General features: G+C 37.9%; 13 protein-coding genes and 1 other RNA gene. 12 read left to right on the top strand and 2 right to left on the bottom strand.

Going from position 1 to position 14603, the window contains the following annotated elements; translation table 11 throughout:
* The first annotated feature begins 36 nt into the window (after positions 1-36).
* From tadA to JL53_RS14685, 10 genes are all read left to right on the top strand, one after another.
* Positions 37-507: a tRNA adenosine(34) deaminase TadA gene (gene tadA / locus JL53_RS14730; protein WP_038408025.1), complete on the top strand. Its 471-nt coding sequence runs from the start codon at positions 37-39 to the stop codon at positions 505-507.
* A gap of 378 nt (positions 508-885) precedes the next feature.
* Entirely contained in the window at positions 886-2292 is a 1407-nt protein-coding gene (locus tag JL53_RS14725; protein WP_038408024.1) for a cytochrome ubiquinol oxidase subunit I, read from the top strand.
* Positions 2279-3292 (top strand): cytochrome d ubiquinol oxidase subunit II, encoded by a 1014-nt coding sequence (gene cydB / locus JL53_RS14720; RefSeq protein ID WP_077916430.1) that lies wholly within the window; start codon positions 2279-2281, stop codon positions 3290-3292. Before JL53_RS14725 ends, cydB begins: the two co-directional genes overlap by 14 nt.
* Positions 3292-5016, top strand: coding sequence for a thiol reductant ABC exporter subunit CydD (gene cydD / locus JL53_RS14715; RefSeq protein ID WP_038408022.1), 1725 nt, complete (start codon positions 3292-3294; stop codon positions 5014-5016). The genes cydB and cydD overlap by 1 nt, the downstream gene beginning before the upstream one ends.
* Positions 5016-6755, top strand: a complete 1740-nt coding sequence (cydC, locus tag JL53_RS14710) for a thiol reductant ABC exporter subunit CydC (protein ID WP_038408021.1) — start codon at positions 5016-5018, stop codon at positions 6753-6755. The genes cydD and cydC overlap by 1 nt, the downstream gene beginning before the upstream one ends.
* A 143-nt stretch (positions 6756-6898) precedes the next feature.
* Positions 6899-7825: an LPXTG cell wall anchor domain-containing protein gene (locus tag JL53_RS14705; RefSeq protein ID WP_038408020.1), complete on the top strand. Its 927-nt coding sequence runs from the start codon at positions 6899-6901 to the stop codon at positions 7823-7825.
* A 262-nt stretch (positions 7826-8087) separates the two neighbouring features.
* Positions 8088-8528: an ester cyclase gene (locus JL53_RS14700; RefSeq protein ID WP_038408019.1), complete on the top strand. Its 441-nt coding sequence runs from the start codon at positions 8088-8090 to the stop codon at positions 8526-8528.
* 227 nt (positions 8529-8755) lie between these two features.
* Entirely contained in the window at positions 8756-10270 is a 1515-nt protein-coding gene (locus tag JL53_RS14695) for a gluconokinase (RefSeq protein WP_038408018.1), read from the top strand.
* Positions 10271-10553: 283 nt separating this feature from the next.
* Positions 10554-10820, top strand: an RNA gene (gene ffs / locus JL53_RS15470) — signal recognition particle sRNA large type.
* 155 nt (positions 10821-10975) lie between these two features.
* Positions 10976-11617, top strand: coding sequence for a hypothetical protein (locus JL53_RS14685; RefSeq protein ID WP_038408016.1), 642 nt, complete (start codon positions 10976-10978; stop codon positions 11615-11617).
* Positions 11618-11704: 87 nt separating this feature from the next.
* On the opposite strand, the gene JL53_RS14680 is transcribed toward JL53_RS14685, so the two are convergent.
* Positions 11705-12124 (bottom strand): DUF2798 domain-containing protein, encoded by a 420-nt coding sequence (locus tag JL53_RS14680; protein ID WP_197720723.1) that lies wholly within the window; start codon positions 12122-12124, stop codon positions 11705-11707.
* A gap of 151 nt (positions 12125-12275) precedes the next feature.
* The gene (locus JL53_RS15740; RefSeq protein ID WP_003721032.1) at positions 12276-12440 is read right to left on the bottom strand and encodes a hypothetical protein; all 165 of its coding nucleotides are present in this window, start codon (positions 12438-12440) and stop codon (positions 12276-12278) included.
* 444 nt (positions 12441-12884) lie between these two features.
* On the opposite strand from JL53_RS15740, the gene JL53_RS14675 reads away from it, so the two are divergent.
* Together JL53_RS14675 and JL53_RS14670 are read left to right on the top strand one after the other, a co-directional pair.
* A complete protein-coding gene (locus tag JL53_RS14675; RefSeq protein ID WP_038408015.1) occupies positions 12885-14249 on the top strand; it encodes a PTS sugar transporter subunit IIC in 1365 nt (454 codons plus the stop codon).
* Between the two features lie 132 nt (positions 14250-14381).
* On the top strand, positions 14382-14603 hold the full coding sequence (locus JL53_RS14670; RefSeq protein WP_038408014.1) for a hypothetical protein: 222 nt from the start codon (positions 14382-14384) through the stop codon (positions 14601-14603).

Genomic DNA, 14603 nt, shown 5'->3' with positions numbered 1-14603 from the left:
TGACAATGAGTGACTTTTTAGAAATGAGGTGCATAGATGGAACGAGCTTTCTTTATGCAACAAGCGCTTGAAGAAGCAGAGAAAGCGCGCGAAATTGGAGAAGTTCCGATTGGTGCAGTGGTTGTTTTAGATGGAAAAATTATTGGTCGGGCGCATAATTTGCGTGAAACTAGCCAGAATGCAGTGACCCATGCGGAATTACTTGCAATTCAAGATGCTTGTAATTACCAAAATTCATGGCGATTAAGTGGGGCGGAGTTGTATGTTACATTAGAGCCGTGTCCAATGTGTAGTGGAGCGATTTTGCTTTCGAGAATTGATAAAGTATATTACGGAGCAAAAGATCCAAAAGCAGGGACAGCTGGTTCACTCATGAATTTACTACAAGATGACAGGTTTAACCATACTTGTGAAGTGGAATCGGGATTAATGGAAGCCGAAAGTAGCGAGATGTTAAAAAGTTTTTTCCAAGAATTACGAAAAAGGAAGAAAATAGATAGGTCTTAATACTCATTATGTAGAAACGCAATTTTGAATACTTGTTTGTGAAATAAAAAGCAATAAGCTTTATCAACATTTACAGCCTCATAACAATTGAGAAATTCATCACAAAATTGCCGCGCGAAAATAACATCGAAAGTACTAAATAAATTTGTCTCAAAATAGGATAAAATATACTCCAGATAGAACTTATTATAAAATAAAAATCTTTCTTAACTAGTTCCTAAATCTGTGAAAGCCAAGAATACATATTATATTGCTATGTTTTGTGAATAACAGAGCAACTGAACACGTCGCTTTGGGCGATTTTTCACAAGGTTTTTAAGAAAGATGCGAAATGAGGAGCAAAACTAGTAACATTTAGCATAAAAGGAGGAGAAAAGGGTGGATAAACTATTTTTAGCCCGTTTTCAATTCGCATCAACAACGATTTTCCATTTCTTATTTGTACCACTTTCAATTGGACTTGTATTTATGGTTGCTCTTATGGAAACGTTGTATGTCGTGAAGGGGAAAGAAATTTACAAAAAAATGTCGAAGTTTTGGGGACACATATTCCTCATTAACTTTGCTGTCGGTGTTGTAACCGGGATTATTCAAGAATTCCAGTTTGGGATGAACTGGTCAGATTACTCTAGATTTGTTGGGGATGTATTCGGGGCGCCACTTGCGATTGAAGCGCTGCTTGCATTCTTTATGGAATCTACTTTTATTGGGCTATGGATTTTCGGTTGGGATAAACTAGGAAAAAAATTACATTTAGCATGTATTTGGCTGGTTTCAATCGGAACAATCATGTCTAGTTTCTGGATTTTAGCAGCAAACTCATTTATGCAACATCCGGTTGGTTTTGAATTTAAAAACGGTCGTGCAGAAATGAATGACTTTTTACAACTAATTACTAACGGACAACTACTAGTGGAGTTTCCGCACGTTATATTCGGGGCTTTTGCCACTGGGGCCTTTTTCATCGCCGGTGTCAGTGCGTATAAGATGCTCAAAAAACAAGATGTCGCCTTTTTTAAACGATCATTCCAAATTGCAATGGTAATGGCCGTTATTGGTGGCTTTGGTGTTGCGTTTAGTGGACACTCACAAGCACAATACTTGGTTAAAACACAACCAATGAAAATGGCAGCAACAGAAGGGATTTGGGAAGATACAGCTGACCCAGCTCCGTGGACGATGCTCGCCAAAATTGATCCAGAGAATAAGAAAAACGACTGGGAACTCAACGTCCCGTATGCGCTAAGTTTCTTATCTTACGGAACATTAAGTGGTAGCGTAGAAGGTATGAACACGCTACAAAAAGAATATGAAGAAAAATATGGTGAGGGTGATTACATTCCACCAGTAAAAACAGCATTTTGGAGTTTCCGCATTATGGTTGGCGCCGGTATGCTAATGATTATGTTCGCGCTAATTGGTATCGTACTTGCTTGGAAGAAAAAACTCGTTAATGCAAAATGGTATTTACGTTTAATGATTCCAATGATTGGCTTCCCGTTCCTCGCGAACTCAATGGGTTGGATTATGACAGAAATTGGGCGGCAACCATGGGTAGTTTTCGGTTACATGAAAACGACTGATGCAGTATCGCCAAACGTATCATCCGGACAAATTTTATTCTCGATAATTGCGTTCTCCACAATCTATACGATTTTAGCAATTCTCTTGGTTTACTTGTTTATTCGTGAAATTAAAAAAGGACCAGACGGACACAAACCAGAAAAAGAAGAAGTTTCCGTAGATCCGTTTGATAAGGGGGATGCTAGCATTGTCACTAAATGAGTTATGGTTTTTATTAATCGCCATCTTGTTCATTGGATTCTTCTTCCTTGAAGGTTTTGACTTTGGTGTAGGGATGTCTACACGCTTTATGGCTAGAAATGCTCTAGAACGTCGCGTACTCGTAAATACGATTGGGCCGTTCTGGGATGCAAATGAAGTTTGGTTACTAACAGCTGGGGGCGCGATTTTTGCGGCTTTCCCTAACTGGTATGCAACGATGTTTAGTGGATATTATATTCCGCTAGTGTTCTTATTACTTGCCTTAATCGGCCGTGGTGTTTCTTTTGAATTCCGTGGTCAAAAAGATTCTGCTCTTTGGGTAAAAACGTGGGATTGGGTTATTTTCTTCGGTAGTATTTTGCCGCCATTCCTATTTGGAGTACTATTTGCTAGTTTGATTCAAGGTATGCCAATTAATAGTGATATGGATATGTATGCCGGATTCTTTGATTATATAACTGTATTTTCTGTTTGGGGCGGACTAACGATTACGTTAATGTGTCTGCTTCACGGATTACTATTTATTACATTACGTACAGAAGATGATATTCAAGACCGTGCTCGTCGTATGGCGAAACGGGTTTGGTTTATTACGGTACCAGTATTATTAATCTTTGTTGTACTTGCTTACTTCAATACAGATATGTTCCAAGTTAGACCTGTTCTTGTTCCACTGATGATTGGGATAGTAGTGGTAATGTACGTATTATCTGCTTTATTCATCTGGAAAGGTCGCGATATTTTAGCATTTACATTCGGTGGACTTGGAATTGTCTTCACGATTGGTTCGATTTTCGTGGCACTTTTCCCACGCGTGATGATCAGTTCTATTAACAGTGCGTTTGATTTAACAATAGAAAATGCTGCTTCCGGGCAATATTCGCTAAGTGTGATGACCATTGTTGCCGTTACACTCTTGCCGTTCGTGCTTGGTTACCAAATTTGGAGCTACTATGTTTTCCGTAAGCGCGTTTCTAGTAAGGAGAAAATGACGTATTAATGGGAAAAGATTTAAGGAACTACAAAGGAATTAAAAAAATAATGGCGATACTCGCAGTTTTCACGCTTATTCAAGGTGCTGCGATTATCGTGATGGCAATAACACTTGCTCGTGCAATTACGGATTTATTTCATGAGCACGCGTTTCAATCAGTCACATTACAAATAGGTCTCTTCGCAGGGGCCTATTTCTTGCGTCACTTTTTGAATGTATGGAAAAAACAAATCGTTTACCGTTATGCTTCTAACTTAGCGAAAACGATGCGGGAAGAGCTGCTGGATAGTTTGTTTGCGCTTGGTCCACGTTTTGCACGTGCGGAAGGAACTGGGAAAGTTGTAACGATGGTGATGGAAGGTGTAGCAGATTTTCGGAATTATTTGGAGCTGTTTTTACCGAAAATGATGAACATGGCAATTATTCCGGCAATGATTTGGATTTATATCGCATTTCAAGACTGGACATCGGCCTTTATTTTGATGATTACTTTGCCAATTTTAATTGTATTTATGATTATTTTAGGGCTAGCTGCAAAGAAACAAGCCGATTCGCAATTTGAAACGTATCGCGTGCTTTCGAATCATTTTGTCGACTCGCTAAAAGGCTTGGAAACGTTGAAATACTTGGGGTTAAGCCATGGACATGAAGGGAAAATTGCTTCAGTTAGTTCGCGTTACCGGAAAGCGACGATGAAAACCTTGCGTGTTGCGTTTATGTCGTCATTTGCGATGGATTTCTTCACGATGCTTTCGATTGCTCTTGTGGCGTTATTCCTTGGACTGGGATTGATTGATGGCAATATGAACCTGCCAATTGCCTTAAGTGTGCTGATTCTTGCGCCAGAGTATTTTTTGCCAGTGCGTGAAGTTGGTTCGGATTACCACGCGACACTTGACGGACAAGAGGCAGGAAGAGTTATCCAAGGTATCATTGATCGTGCTAAGAATGAAAAACATGAAGACAGTGCTCTTTCACTAACGACTTTTGATGGAAATACGAATTTCTCATTTGAAAATATTACAGTAAAGCATGGCGATGGTGATGCAGAGTCACTACATGAAGCAAGTTTTACAGTAAACGGTTTTGAGAAAATCGGGATTATTGGTGCAACTGGTGCTGGAAAATCAACGCTGATAGATGTATTAAGTGGCTTTTTAAACCCTACTTCTGGTGAATTTCGCTGTGATGGTAAAGTAGGTGACACACTCTCATCGGCGGACTGGCAAACACAAGTAACTTATATTCCGCAACACCCGTATCTTTTTCATGATACAATTGCTGGAAATATCCGGTTTTACCATCCCAATGCTACAGAAGAAGAAATAGAAAAAGCGGCGGAATCAGCAGGTTTAAATCAGTTGGTTGCCGGACTTGAAAATGGATACGAAACGCTTGTCGGAGAATCGGGTAGGATGCTGAGCGGCGGACAAGAACAGCGCGTGGCACTTGCGAGGGCATTCTTAACTGATCGTCCGGTTGTACTAATGGACGAACCAACTGCCCATTTAGATATTGAAACAGAATACGAACTTAAAAAGCCGATGCTAGATTTATTTGAAAATCGACTGGTCTTTTTTGCAACACATCGCTTGCACTGGATGCTTGAAATGGACCGGATAATCGTTCTCGACCACGGGGCTGTGGTTGAGACAGGAACACACGACGAACTACTTGAGAAAAAAGGTTTCTATTACGATTTAGTTAAAGCCCAATTGGAGGAAGTATAATGCGGAAAAGTAGCTGGATTATCCCATATATAAAAGAAAACCGCGGCTTGTTCTTACTTGTTATCTTCCTCGGAACGCTTACTTTTGCTTCTGCTGGGGCGCTAATGTTTACATCAGGTCATTTAATTTCTAAATCGTCCTTAATGCCAGAATCAATAATGGCAGTATATGTTGCAACAGTTGGTGTGCGCGCATTCGGAATTATGCGTTCTGTATCACGCTACGTAGAACGACTTATGAGCCATTCTCTAGTACTGCGAATTCTAGAAAAAATGCGGGTACGTTTATACCGCTTACTAGAGCCGCAAGCTTTGTTACTGAAATCGCGCTATAAAACGGGCGATATCCTCGGACTGCTTGCTGGAGACATTGAGCATTTGCAAAACTTCTACCTCACAACGATGCTACCGGCAATTGTAAGTTTAGTCCTTTATGCAGGGGTTGTAATCGCACTAGGTATATTTTCGGTACCATTTGCGATACTATTTGTTTTCTTAATTGGGATGTTGGTACTTGTTTTACCATGGCTTTCCCTTTTATATGCTCGCGGGAAAAATGCTTATTTAAAACAAGGACGAAATGGTCTTTATCAAAAGTTTACGGATGCTGTTTTTGGAATTAGTGACTGGAAATTTAGCGGTCGTGAGAAAACCTTTATTACTAACTATGAAAAAGATGAAGCGACTATGCTTCATATAGAGAATAAGCAATTCCATTTTGTTAACTGGCGCGATTTCTTTAGTCAGTTGGTCGTTGGTTTTATGGTTATTACGATGGTTTACTGGAGTACGGCTGAGTCACGTGACGGAGCATTTTCTGGCACGATGATTGCTGCATTCGTTTTAGCGATTATGGCACTTGCTGAAGCGTTTGTACCAGTATCTAGCGCCATTAGTGACAAATCACTCTATCAAGATTCGCTTTCTCGCCTAGATAAGGTGGAAGATCCAACGCTACCAAATTTTGATGAAGAAATGAAGGAAATGGAGCGAATCGATACACAGGAAGTTATTTTAAAAGCTGAAAACTTAACTTTTGCTTATGATGAAAAGTCTCCGAAAATCTTGAATGGCTTTGATTTTACTTTGCAACAAGGTGAAAAAGTAGCAATTATCGGTCGAAGTGGAACGGGGAAATCAACTTTTCTTAAGTTAGTCCAAGGCGCACTTCTTCCTACTGATGGAAAAGTGACGATGAATGGGGTTGAAGTAGAAAAACTTAGACCAGAGATTCCTAAACTCACATCGATGCTAAATCAAAAGGCACATCTTTTTAGTACGAGTGTATTAAATAATATTCGATTAGGAAATCAAGATGCTAGTGATGAGGAAGTATACGAAGCAGCTAAGAAAGTCCAATTGCATGAGTTTATTATGAGTATGCCAGATGGTTACCATACACAAATGAGTGAGATGGGCGAACGTTTTTCAGGTGGGGAACGCGGGCGAATTGCACTAGCACGAATTTTACTTCAAAATACGCCGATTGTTATTTTAGATGAACCAACTGTGGGGCTTGATCCAATAACCGAACGAGATTTATTAGCTACGATTTTTGAAACCTTAGCAGATAAATCATTAATTTGGGTAACGCATCACTTAGTTGGAGCTGAAAAAATGGATCGCGTGTTATTTTTAGAAGAAGGAAAAACGTTGATGGAAGGCCCACATGCCGAATTAATGGCAGCTGAACCGCGATACAAACGACTTTATCAACTAGACCGACCAATCGAACTATAAATAAACAGCTTGCTAAAATTTTATTAGCAAGTTGTTTTTTTGTCGCTCATTTTTAATATTTGTAACAATTTTGTAATTTTTAATTGACTTTAAGACTATTTCTGCTTATGATTAAGACAAGAAAAAAGAAAGGGGAATTTATGATGAAAAAATTCCGCGGACTAGTATTCGTCGTTTTATTAACTTGTCTAATCACCCCATTTTCATTGGCAGCAAGCGCTGAAACGAATGAAAATGGTAATAATCAACCTAATACTGAGGAAAAAACAACTCATTCCACTGAAAATACAGTTCCAGAAGTTGATTCAAAAACAACGGAACCAGCGAAAGAATCGGCAACACCCGAAACAACGATAGACATTACGGACTCAACGGAAGTTTATACGTATGAACAAAATAACGCTATCAAACTAGCTGATTTCACCGAAACTTTAAGTGAATATACAGGAACGGAATTGTCCAATTATCGTTTGGCTGAGGATATATCGCTAACAACAGCAGATGTTGGCTTACAAGATGTGACATTACTTGGTGATACAAAAGAGGGTGAAACAACTGCGGTTAAGTTAAATTACTTGGTAAAAGCATCTGTTGCAACTTTATCAGTTACTAATTTGAATTTTGACTTAGAAACGAAAATTTTCTCAGGAAAAACCAAACCTTTTGCCAGTGTTTATATGAGCTCTCCAGAAGATGAAACCTTTGGAGAAGGGCGTGTTGATGCGGATAAAGATGGGAACTTCTATGCTTCTTGGGCAACCACGCCAAAGGAAATTACTACTTATGCATTTGATGAAGCAGGAAACTTTAGTGAAGAAGTAACTTACACTGTCCCAGCGAAAAAAGAAAATGAAGAAGCTGTTCAAGTCCCTAAAAAAGTGAAAAAAATCGAAAACAATAATTCTGTAAAAAGTGTTACTACAGCTACCTCAGAGGAACCTAAGAAAGAAGCAGCGTCTAAATCAGAACTTCCAAGCACCGGTGACCAAGGCGTTGAATGGATTTTTGTTGTCATTGGTGCAATAGTCATTCTTATAGCAATAGTACTTTTAAGAAAACGCAAAAAATAACTAAACTATCTTCATAGCAAAAAAACATAAGCCATTTAGCACGATAAATTAAGTTCTGACAAAAAGCAGCAGAAAAAAATCAGTTATATTGATTTCTCCGCTGCTTTTTTGCTAATTATGCAAAAATAAGCTTTTCTGTGGTAAATATACATAATATAGAGGCTTTTTTTATTAATGTTCATCAGCTCTACACATTATGAAAACATTTTTTTGATATAATTAAGTAGGAAAAGCTTTTCATATAAAAAAAGGGGCGATATAAATGGGAAATCCAATGACAATTGAAGAGAAAAGAATGATTCCACATCTTTTCCATACGAATCTTAATAATAGAGACTTTGATAAACAGTATGAATTAATTACACCAGACATTATTTTTCATAAAAATGGAGCAGTGATTGAAGGAGCGGATAATTTTATTGCTACTATTCGTGCAATTGTTGACTTTTCAAATGATGCTAAAGTAGAAGACCATGAAATTTATGCGGATGATAACGTAGCAATAAGTCGCTTTAGCATATCTGGAACTTTAACAGGAGATATTACTTTCCCAAATGGAGATAGCGCAAGTAAAACAGGGAAAAAATTTAGTTATGGTGCGGTAGAGTTTTTTGAATTTAATGATGAAGGAAAAGTATATGAAATTCGTCAAATCAATGATTCTGGATTAACACCAACAACAATCGAAAATCAAGTTAAATAAAGCTAAAAGCGGCTAAAATAAAAGTATTTCAATAATAAAATGCAAGCAGAAATCTTGTATAAAACATTTTTTAATGATGCTATACAATGATTTCTGCTTGTTTATTTTGGGTTATATCTGGCTATTCTATGTAGTTTTGTATTTTTCACCAAAATGAAGCACTCCAGCCACCAAATTTTTCGATTTGACGTATAATGGTAAGAAAAGCAGTTATGAGGTGAAATATTTTGACGAATAGCTCTTACATAATGGGCGTGGACATTGGAACCTCTAGCACAAAAGCAGTTCTTTTTAATGAGCAGGGAGAGGTTATCCACCGAGAAGCGTCTCACTATGATTTAGTGACGGATGAAACTGGTAAGGCAGAAGAAAGTCCTACAGAAATTTTTGAAGCGGTACTTACCTCCATCCGTCACGTGATGAGTAAGATAAATAAAGCAGATTTGTGCGGAATAGCCTTTAGTTCTGCCATGCATAGTTTGATCGCAGCCAAAAGTAATGGGGAACTTCTAACTGAATGTATTACCTGGGCGGACGGACGAAGCAGTGAGGCGCTTGAAAATGTCAAACGAGATAATTACCTTTTTCAACTTTACGAAGCGACAGGGACACCGATACACCCAATGAGTCCATTTGCAAAAATCTGCTGGCTGAAAGAAACAGAACCCGAGCTATTTAATCGCGCGGAAAAATTTATAGATATTAAATCTTATATTTTGTATCGGTTTTTTGGGGTATGGGTGATGGATGAATCGCTGGCATCTGGAACAGGACTTTACAATATTTCGGAACATGACTGGGAATTTGAAGCAATGGAAATTGTGAAATTAACACCAGATTTTTTTCCAAAAGTGGTTCCGGAAACGCATCAATTAAGTGGAGTTAAAGCAGAGTATGCGGAAATGATGGGGATTCCAGCAAGTGTTCCATTTATTATTGGAGGTAGTGACGGTGCACTCGCAAATATTGGAATTCAAGCAACTGGACAGAGTGATGTGACCATTACTGTTGGCACAAGTGGTGCTGTCAGAAAATTAACAACCGAATTTCAAGTCGATTCACGCGGTCGCACTTTTTGTTATGGTGCGGGAGATGGTTATTTTATTGCCGGTGGAGCAGTAAATAATGGTGGAAAAGTGGTCGAATGGGGTCTTGAACAATTTGGCTCAGAAAGTGAAATTGCGAACCGAGACTTTGCTAGCTTTATTGCCTGTATTGATCAAGTGAATCCAGGAGCAGCGGGTCTTTTATTCCAACCGTACTTACTAGGAGAACGTGCGCCTTTTTGGACGAATGATATCCGAGGCGGGTTCGTGGGGCTCACGATTAATCACACCAAAGCCCATTTCGTCAGAGCGATTTTGGAAGGAATTGCTTTTAATCTTGCTGAAGTGTATGAGGCAGTTTCAGCACCTGATGATATTATCTATGTAACGGGCGGGATTTCAGCTCATGAAGATTGGTGTAGATTGCTAGCTGATATTTTGAACCGAGAAATTCGCGTCCCTCACACAATTGAAGGATCAAGTTTAGGAGCTGCTATTATTGGAATGCGCTCACTTGGAATATTAAAAGACCTAAATCTCCAAAGAAAACTGCCAATCAAAGCTATTTATCATCCTAGCGAAAACGTAGAAAAGTATGCAGAATTACGTTCGATTTTCAAACAAGTATCAACCCAGCTAATGTCTAGCTATAGTCAATTAAATAGTTGGCAAAAGAAGTTTGAAAATAACAGCTAAATTTTCCATTTCATGATATAATCACTAAAAGAAAAGCGAAAATGTGAAGTAAGGGGGAGATGAACGTGAATAAGAAAATAGTATGGATTGCCTTAACATTAGTAGGTATTTGTGTAGTTGGAACAATAGTTGCCGCGATCATGAGTTTTTACTTACGTTAAAAAATTTCCCGAGTTTCTACTTGCACTTTTCATATGAAAAAGGTACACTAGTAATTGAGCTCTTTTCAGAGTTTAGGCTAAATGTTTTTTGTTTTGCGAACTAATTATTGGTAGCAAATTTGTCGTGCTAGACGGGGAGGTAGCGGCGCCCTGTAACCCGCAATCCGCTCTAGCGGGGTTGAATTCCTCACTTGAGGCATCGTAATTGTTTGGTCTGCCCTTGACAAGTGGTGTTGAAGGTTGGGTCTTGCGCAATGAGAACCTGTGAACCATGTCAGGTCCGGAAGGAAGCAGCATTAATCAGTGCTTCTCATGTGCCGCGAGGTTGCCTGGCCCGAGCTAACTATCAGGGTAACGCAGGTGATTGCATGTCGATGTGAGGTGCGCGACACTAATTTTAAATATATTAAAAGACTATTTTGCTCAGCGCGAAGTAGTCTTTTTTAGTGAAATCGAAATCTATTGCAGAAAAATAATGTATAATAGTATATAAACTGGTACAATATAGGATAAGTAACGTAATTCATAACAAAGGATGAAAATAATGCAACAACTAAAAACAAAAAAGAAATGGTTGCCAGCGCTAATTGTCGCAGTTTTGGTAGGGATACTTGTCATTTTGGCAATTATGTTTGGTTTTTTTCAACGCCAAGAAGTATTTGATAAATATGATGTCGCCTACGAAATAGATGGTAAACTATATGAAGTGTTTCCAATTAGTACAACAGATATTGGAATAGACAAGAAATCAGAGGATAAACATTTTTATTTCCGCGTGAACAGTTATTATAATATCGATTATTTATTTAGGCTAGCTTATAAACAGTATGAAATAAATGAACCATCTACTAACAAGTATTATTCCGGTCTAATGGATTACAGTGTTGCCGATAACGCCTATGTGACGCAGAAAGATGTCTATATGACGAAGGATGAATCCTATGCAACATACGATTTTTTCGATAAGAATGGGAAGAAAATTTATACTTACAACCCGGAAGAAACCTCAACAGATGATTATATCGTTCGCATTAAACCAACCATTTTACAAGGCTACGAAAAAAGTGATATCGGAAGCTATGATGATTATTTAGATATTACAGCGTTATTCAAGGATAAACTTGGAATGGATGTTAATGTGCGGATTGATGATGATAAAAAAATGGTTATTTTCTCTATTAAATAACGAAAGTGCATCCATAGCGGGTGCACTTTTTATCCTTAATGAAGGATAGACATGACATTTCTTGCAAGTGGTTGTGCGATGATTAGCTCAATAAAAAGCACTATAAAAATTCCTTGGCCAGGCACTAAAAAATCTGGATAATAGGCCTTCTTCCATAACAAACCCGTGACCAATAAAATCACCAATAAATGTCATGCAAAAAGACATTCCCAAAACGGTAAATAAAACGGAAAAAAGAATATAAGCATTAAAACTGTCGCTTGCATCCATATATTTAGTTACCATTTTTCTGGAGAAGTGACTAATAAGAAAATTTTCTAATAGCATCGCAACAATAAAGAATAATGGGAATAACTTTAGAATTGATATAAGTAAATCGGTATTTACTATTCGAATTTGTAGGTAAGTGTTTACCGTAGTCATTAGAAATGCTGTAATGCTACAAATAATGACACCGTATAAAAGTCCTTCTTTATTGTTTTGTGGTAAGCGTAAATCTTGATTCATTTTCTTGCTCCTATCTTTTTTATCATCAGTAGACGCAAAAAAGACGTAGAAACCACCTGTCCAGATGGTTCCTACGTCTAACTTGTAATGTTCACTGTTTTAAAATTATAGCATGATTCATTCATTTTGTCTAAAGGGTATTTTTTATCCATCAATTTGTTTCATCCTGTGCTGATTTATTTTCTGCTTTTTCTTCTTCCAATTCCTGTTCACTTTTTGGCACTTTGATATCATCCGGAAAAACAATTGAAAAATGTTCTTTTTTAACCACCTTGCTATTTTTAGATTCTTCCGGCATGTCGCGTTTAACAGCCATAAATATCACCTCAAACTATTCGTATTACTTGCTTTATGCTCATTATAACACAAAAATGATTAAGTATAAATTTACTGAAACTGTGTAATGTTAGCGCTTACTTACACAGTTTTTTAGTTATGTGTGTAAGCCTTGTTTTTGAGGGGCAAAGATGCTATGCGCAAGTCATTTTTGTAGCCTTGGAATGTTTTAGAGAGTTGGCACAGAAATTGCAATAAAATAAGGTGAATCTAAATGTAAGCCTTATCATGAAGCGGAGAGGAGGACTCCCACAATTTCACGAGGTGTGCAAAGGTTCCATCTGATTTATTTTTCGTAATGGGGATTGTGAAAAATAAAGTGAACAGATATAGCTGACTAGCTTAAAGGGGATATATACATAGAAATTATATTTGGTTTCAAGAGATGAGCGATAAATAAAAAGGAAAAATGGGAGGATATAATATGAATGGATTAACAGCATTTTTAGAAAAGTATTTTGTACCAGTAGCTGCGAAAATTGGTTCGCAAAAACATTTAGTTGCTTTGCGTGATGCATTTATTTCAACAATGCCAATCACAATGGCTGGTTCGATTGCAGTACTTTTAAATGCCTTTTTCAGAGATTTTCCAACTGACTGGGGATGGACAGGCTTTGTTACAGCAATGCAACCGCTGATCGAAGTTAATGGATACGTATATAATGGGACACTTGCAATTGTTTCGATTATTTTTGCTTTTTCACTAGGATACAATTTATCAAAAGTGTATGAAGTGGATCGTCTAGCTGGGGGGCTAGTATCACTTGCTGCTTTTGTCATGAACTTAACTGTTACTGTTAGCTTAGATGCAGTAAAAGGTGCAATTGCCGCTGCTAATGCTAATTTTGATGTCAATACACTACCAAAAGAATTTGCTGGGATTTATGGGTTCTTTAGCCTTAGTCAAGTAAATGGGACAGGTTTGTTTACTGCAATGATTTTCGGTTTTATTTCAACTATTATTTACGCGAAACTAATGCGTAGAAATATTATTATTAAAATGCCAGATACTGTTCCACCGGCAGTAAGTAAAGCATTTGCAGCGATTATTCCTGCACTTGTGGCGCTTTATGTAGTGGGTATTATTGACTGGGCATTCTTCAAAATCACTAATATGGATGTTATTACGTGGATTTCTAAAACAATTCAAGAGCCACTGTTATCACTTTCGCAAGGGTATGGGGCTGTTTTATTAGTTACGTTCCTTGTTCAATTACTATGGTTCTTCGGTATTCATGGACCAAACGTTCTTGCGCCAGTTTTAGAATCACTTTGGGGTACGGCACAGCTGCAAAATATTAGTGCAGCACAAGAAGGTGTTAAATTACCATTCGAATGGGTACGTGGCTCTTTCGATGCTTACGTATGGATGGGTGGATCAGGCGGAACACTCGTACTGATTATTGCTTTACTAATGTTCTCGAAACGAGCGGATGCACGAACAGTGGCCAAATTGTCACTTGCTCCGGGGATATTTAATATCAATGAACCAATTATGTTTGGTTTACCGATTGTATTAAATACGATCTACCTAATTCCATTCCTTATTGCACCAATGGTAATGGTTACTATTGCTTACTTTGCAACAACTCTTGGACTGGTTGGGCCAGTTAAGATTGCTGTAGTTTGGGTAATGCCACCACTCTTGAATTCATTCCTAGCAACTGGAGGAGACTGGATGGCACCGGTGATTTCACTCATAAATATGGTCGTCGCCTTCTTAATTTGGGTACCATTTGTTATTACCGCAAATCGGGTTGGTGTACCAGAAGAAGAGATGAAAGCTTAGAAAAAAACAAGTTTCTGGCTAGGTGCATTCTGTTGTGCCTAGTCAGTATATCATGTAGGAATTCCTGCACCATTTTTATTCATTGCAAGTCAGAAGAGATAAAGTTAAACTATATAAGAGGAGGTTTTTTAAATGATTATTCTTAATTGCCCAATGAAACGAGAGTATATTACTGAATTACTAGAAACATACGATAAAGACGGTGTAACTTTTAAAAAAATAGCTGAGCAAGGTATGAAACTGACTTTTGAAACCAACATCGAGGACGAAGAAAAAGCAGCAAAAATCGCCAAAGAAACAATAAAAGCAACTGAAATAGGCTCTGTACTCTATTTCCAAGTTAGTGTGGGTTGA

Source organism: Listeria ivanovii subsp. londoniensis (genome assembly GCF_000763495.1).
Classification (GTDB): Bacteria; Bacillota; Bacilli; order Lactobacillales; family Listeriaceae; genus Listeria; species Listeria londoniensis.
Note: the sequence above shows the minus strand (reverse complement) of the source record. Positions and strands in the feature narration are given on the sequence as shown.

Coding starts and splice junctions, on each gene's coding strand:
- tadA (WP_038408025.1), top strand. CDS start 37: ATGGAACGAGCTTTCTTTATGCAACAAGCGCTTGAAGAAGCAGAGAAA.
- cydD (WP_038408022.1), top strand. CDS start 3,292: ATGGGAAAAGATTTAAGGAACTACAAAGGAATTAAAAAAATAATGGCG.
- cydC (WP_038408021.1), top strand. CDS start 5,016: ATGCGGAAAAGTAGCTGGATTATCCCATATATAAAAGAAAACCGCGGC.
- JL53_RS14705 (WP_038408020.1), top strand. CDS start 6,899: ATGAAAAAATTCCGCGGACTAGTATTCGTCGTTTTATTAACTTGTCTA.
- JL53_RS14700 (WP_038408019.1), top strand. CDS start 8,088: ATGGGAAATCCAATGACAATTGAAGAGAAAAGAATGATTCCACATCTT.
- JL53_RS14685 (WP_038408016.1), top strand. CDS start 10,976: ATGCAACAACTAAAAACAAAAAAGAAATGGTTGCCAGCGCTAATTGTC.
- JL53_RS14680 (WP_197720723.1), bottom strand. CDS start 12,124: ATGAATCAAGATTTACGCTTACCACAAAACAATAAAGAAGGACTTTTA.
- JL53_RS15740 (WP_003721032.1), bottom strand. CDS start 12,440: ATGGCTGTTAAACGCGACATGCCGGAAGAATCTAAAAATAGCAAGGTG.
- JL53_RS14675 (WP_038408015.1), top strand. CDS start 12,885: ATGAATGGATTAACAGCATTTTTAGAAAAGTATTTTGTACCAGTAGCT.
- JL53_RS14670 (WP_038408014.1), top strand. CDS start 14,382: ATGATTATTCTTAATTGCCCAATGAAACGAGAGTATATTACTGAATTA.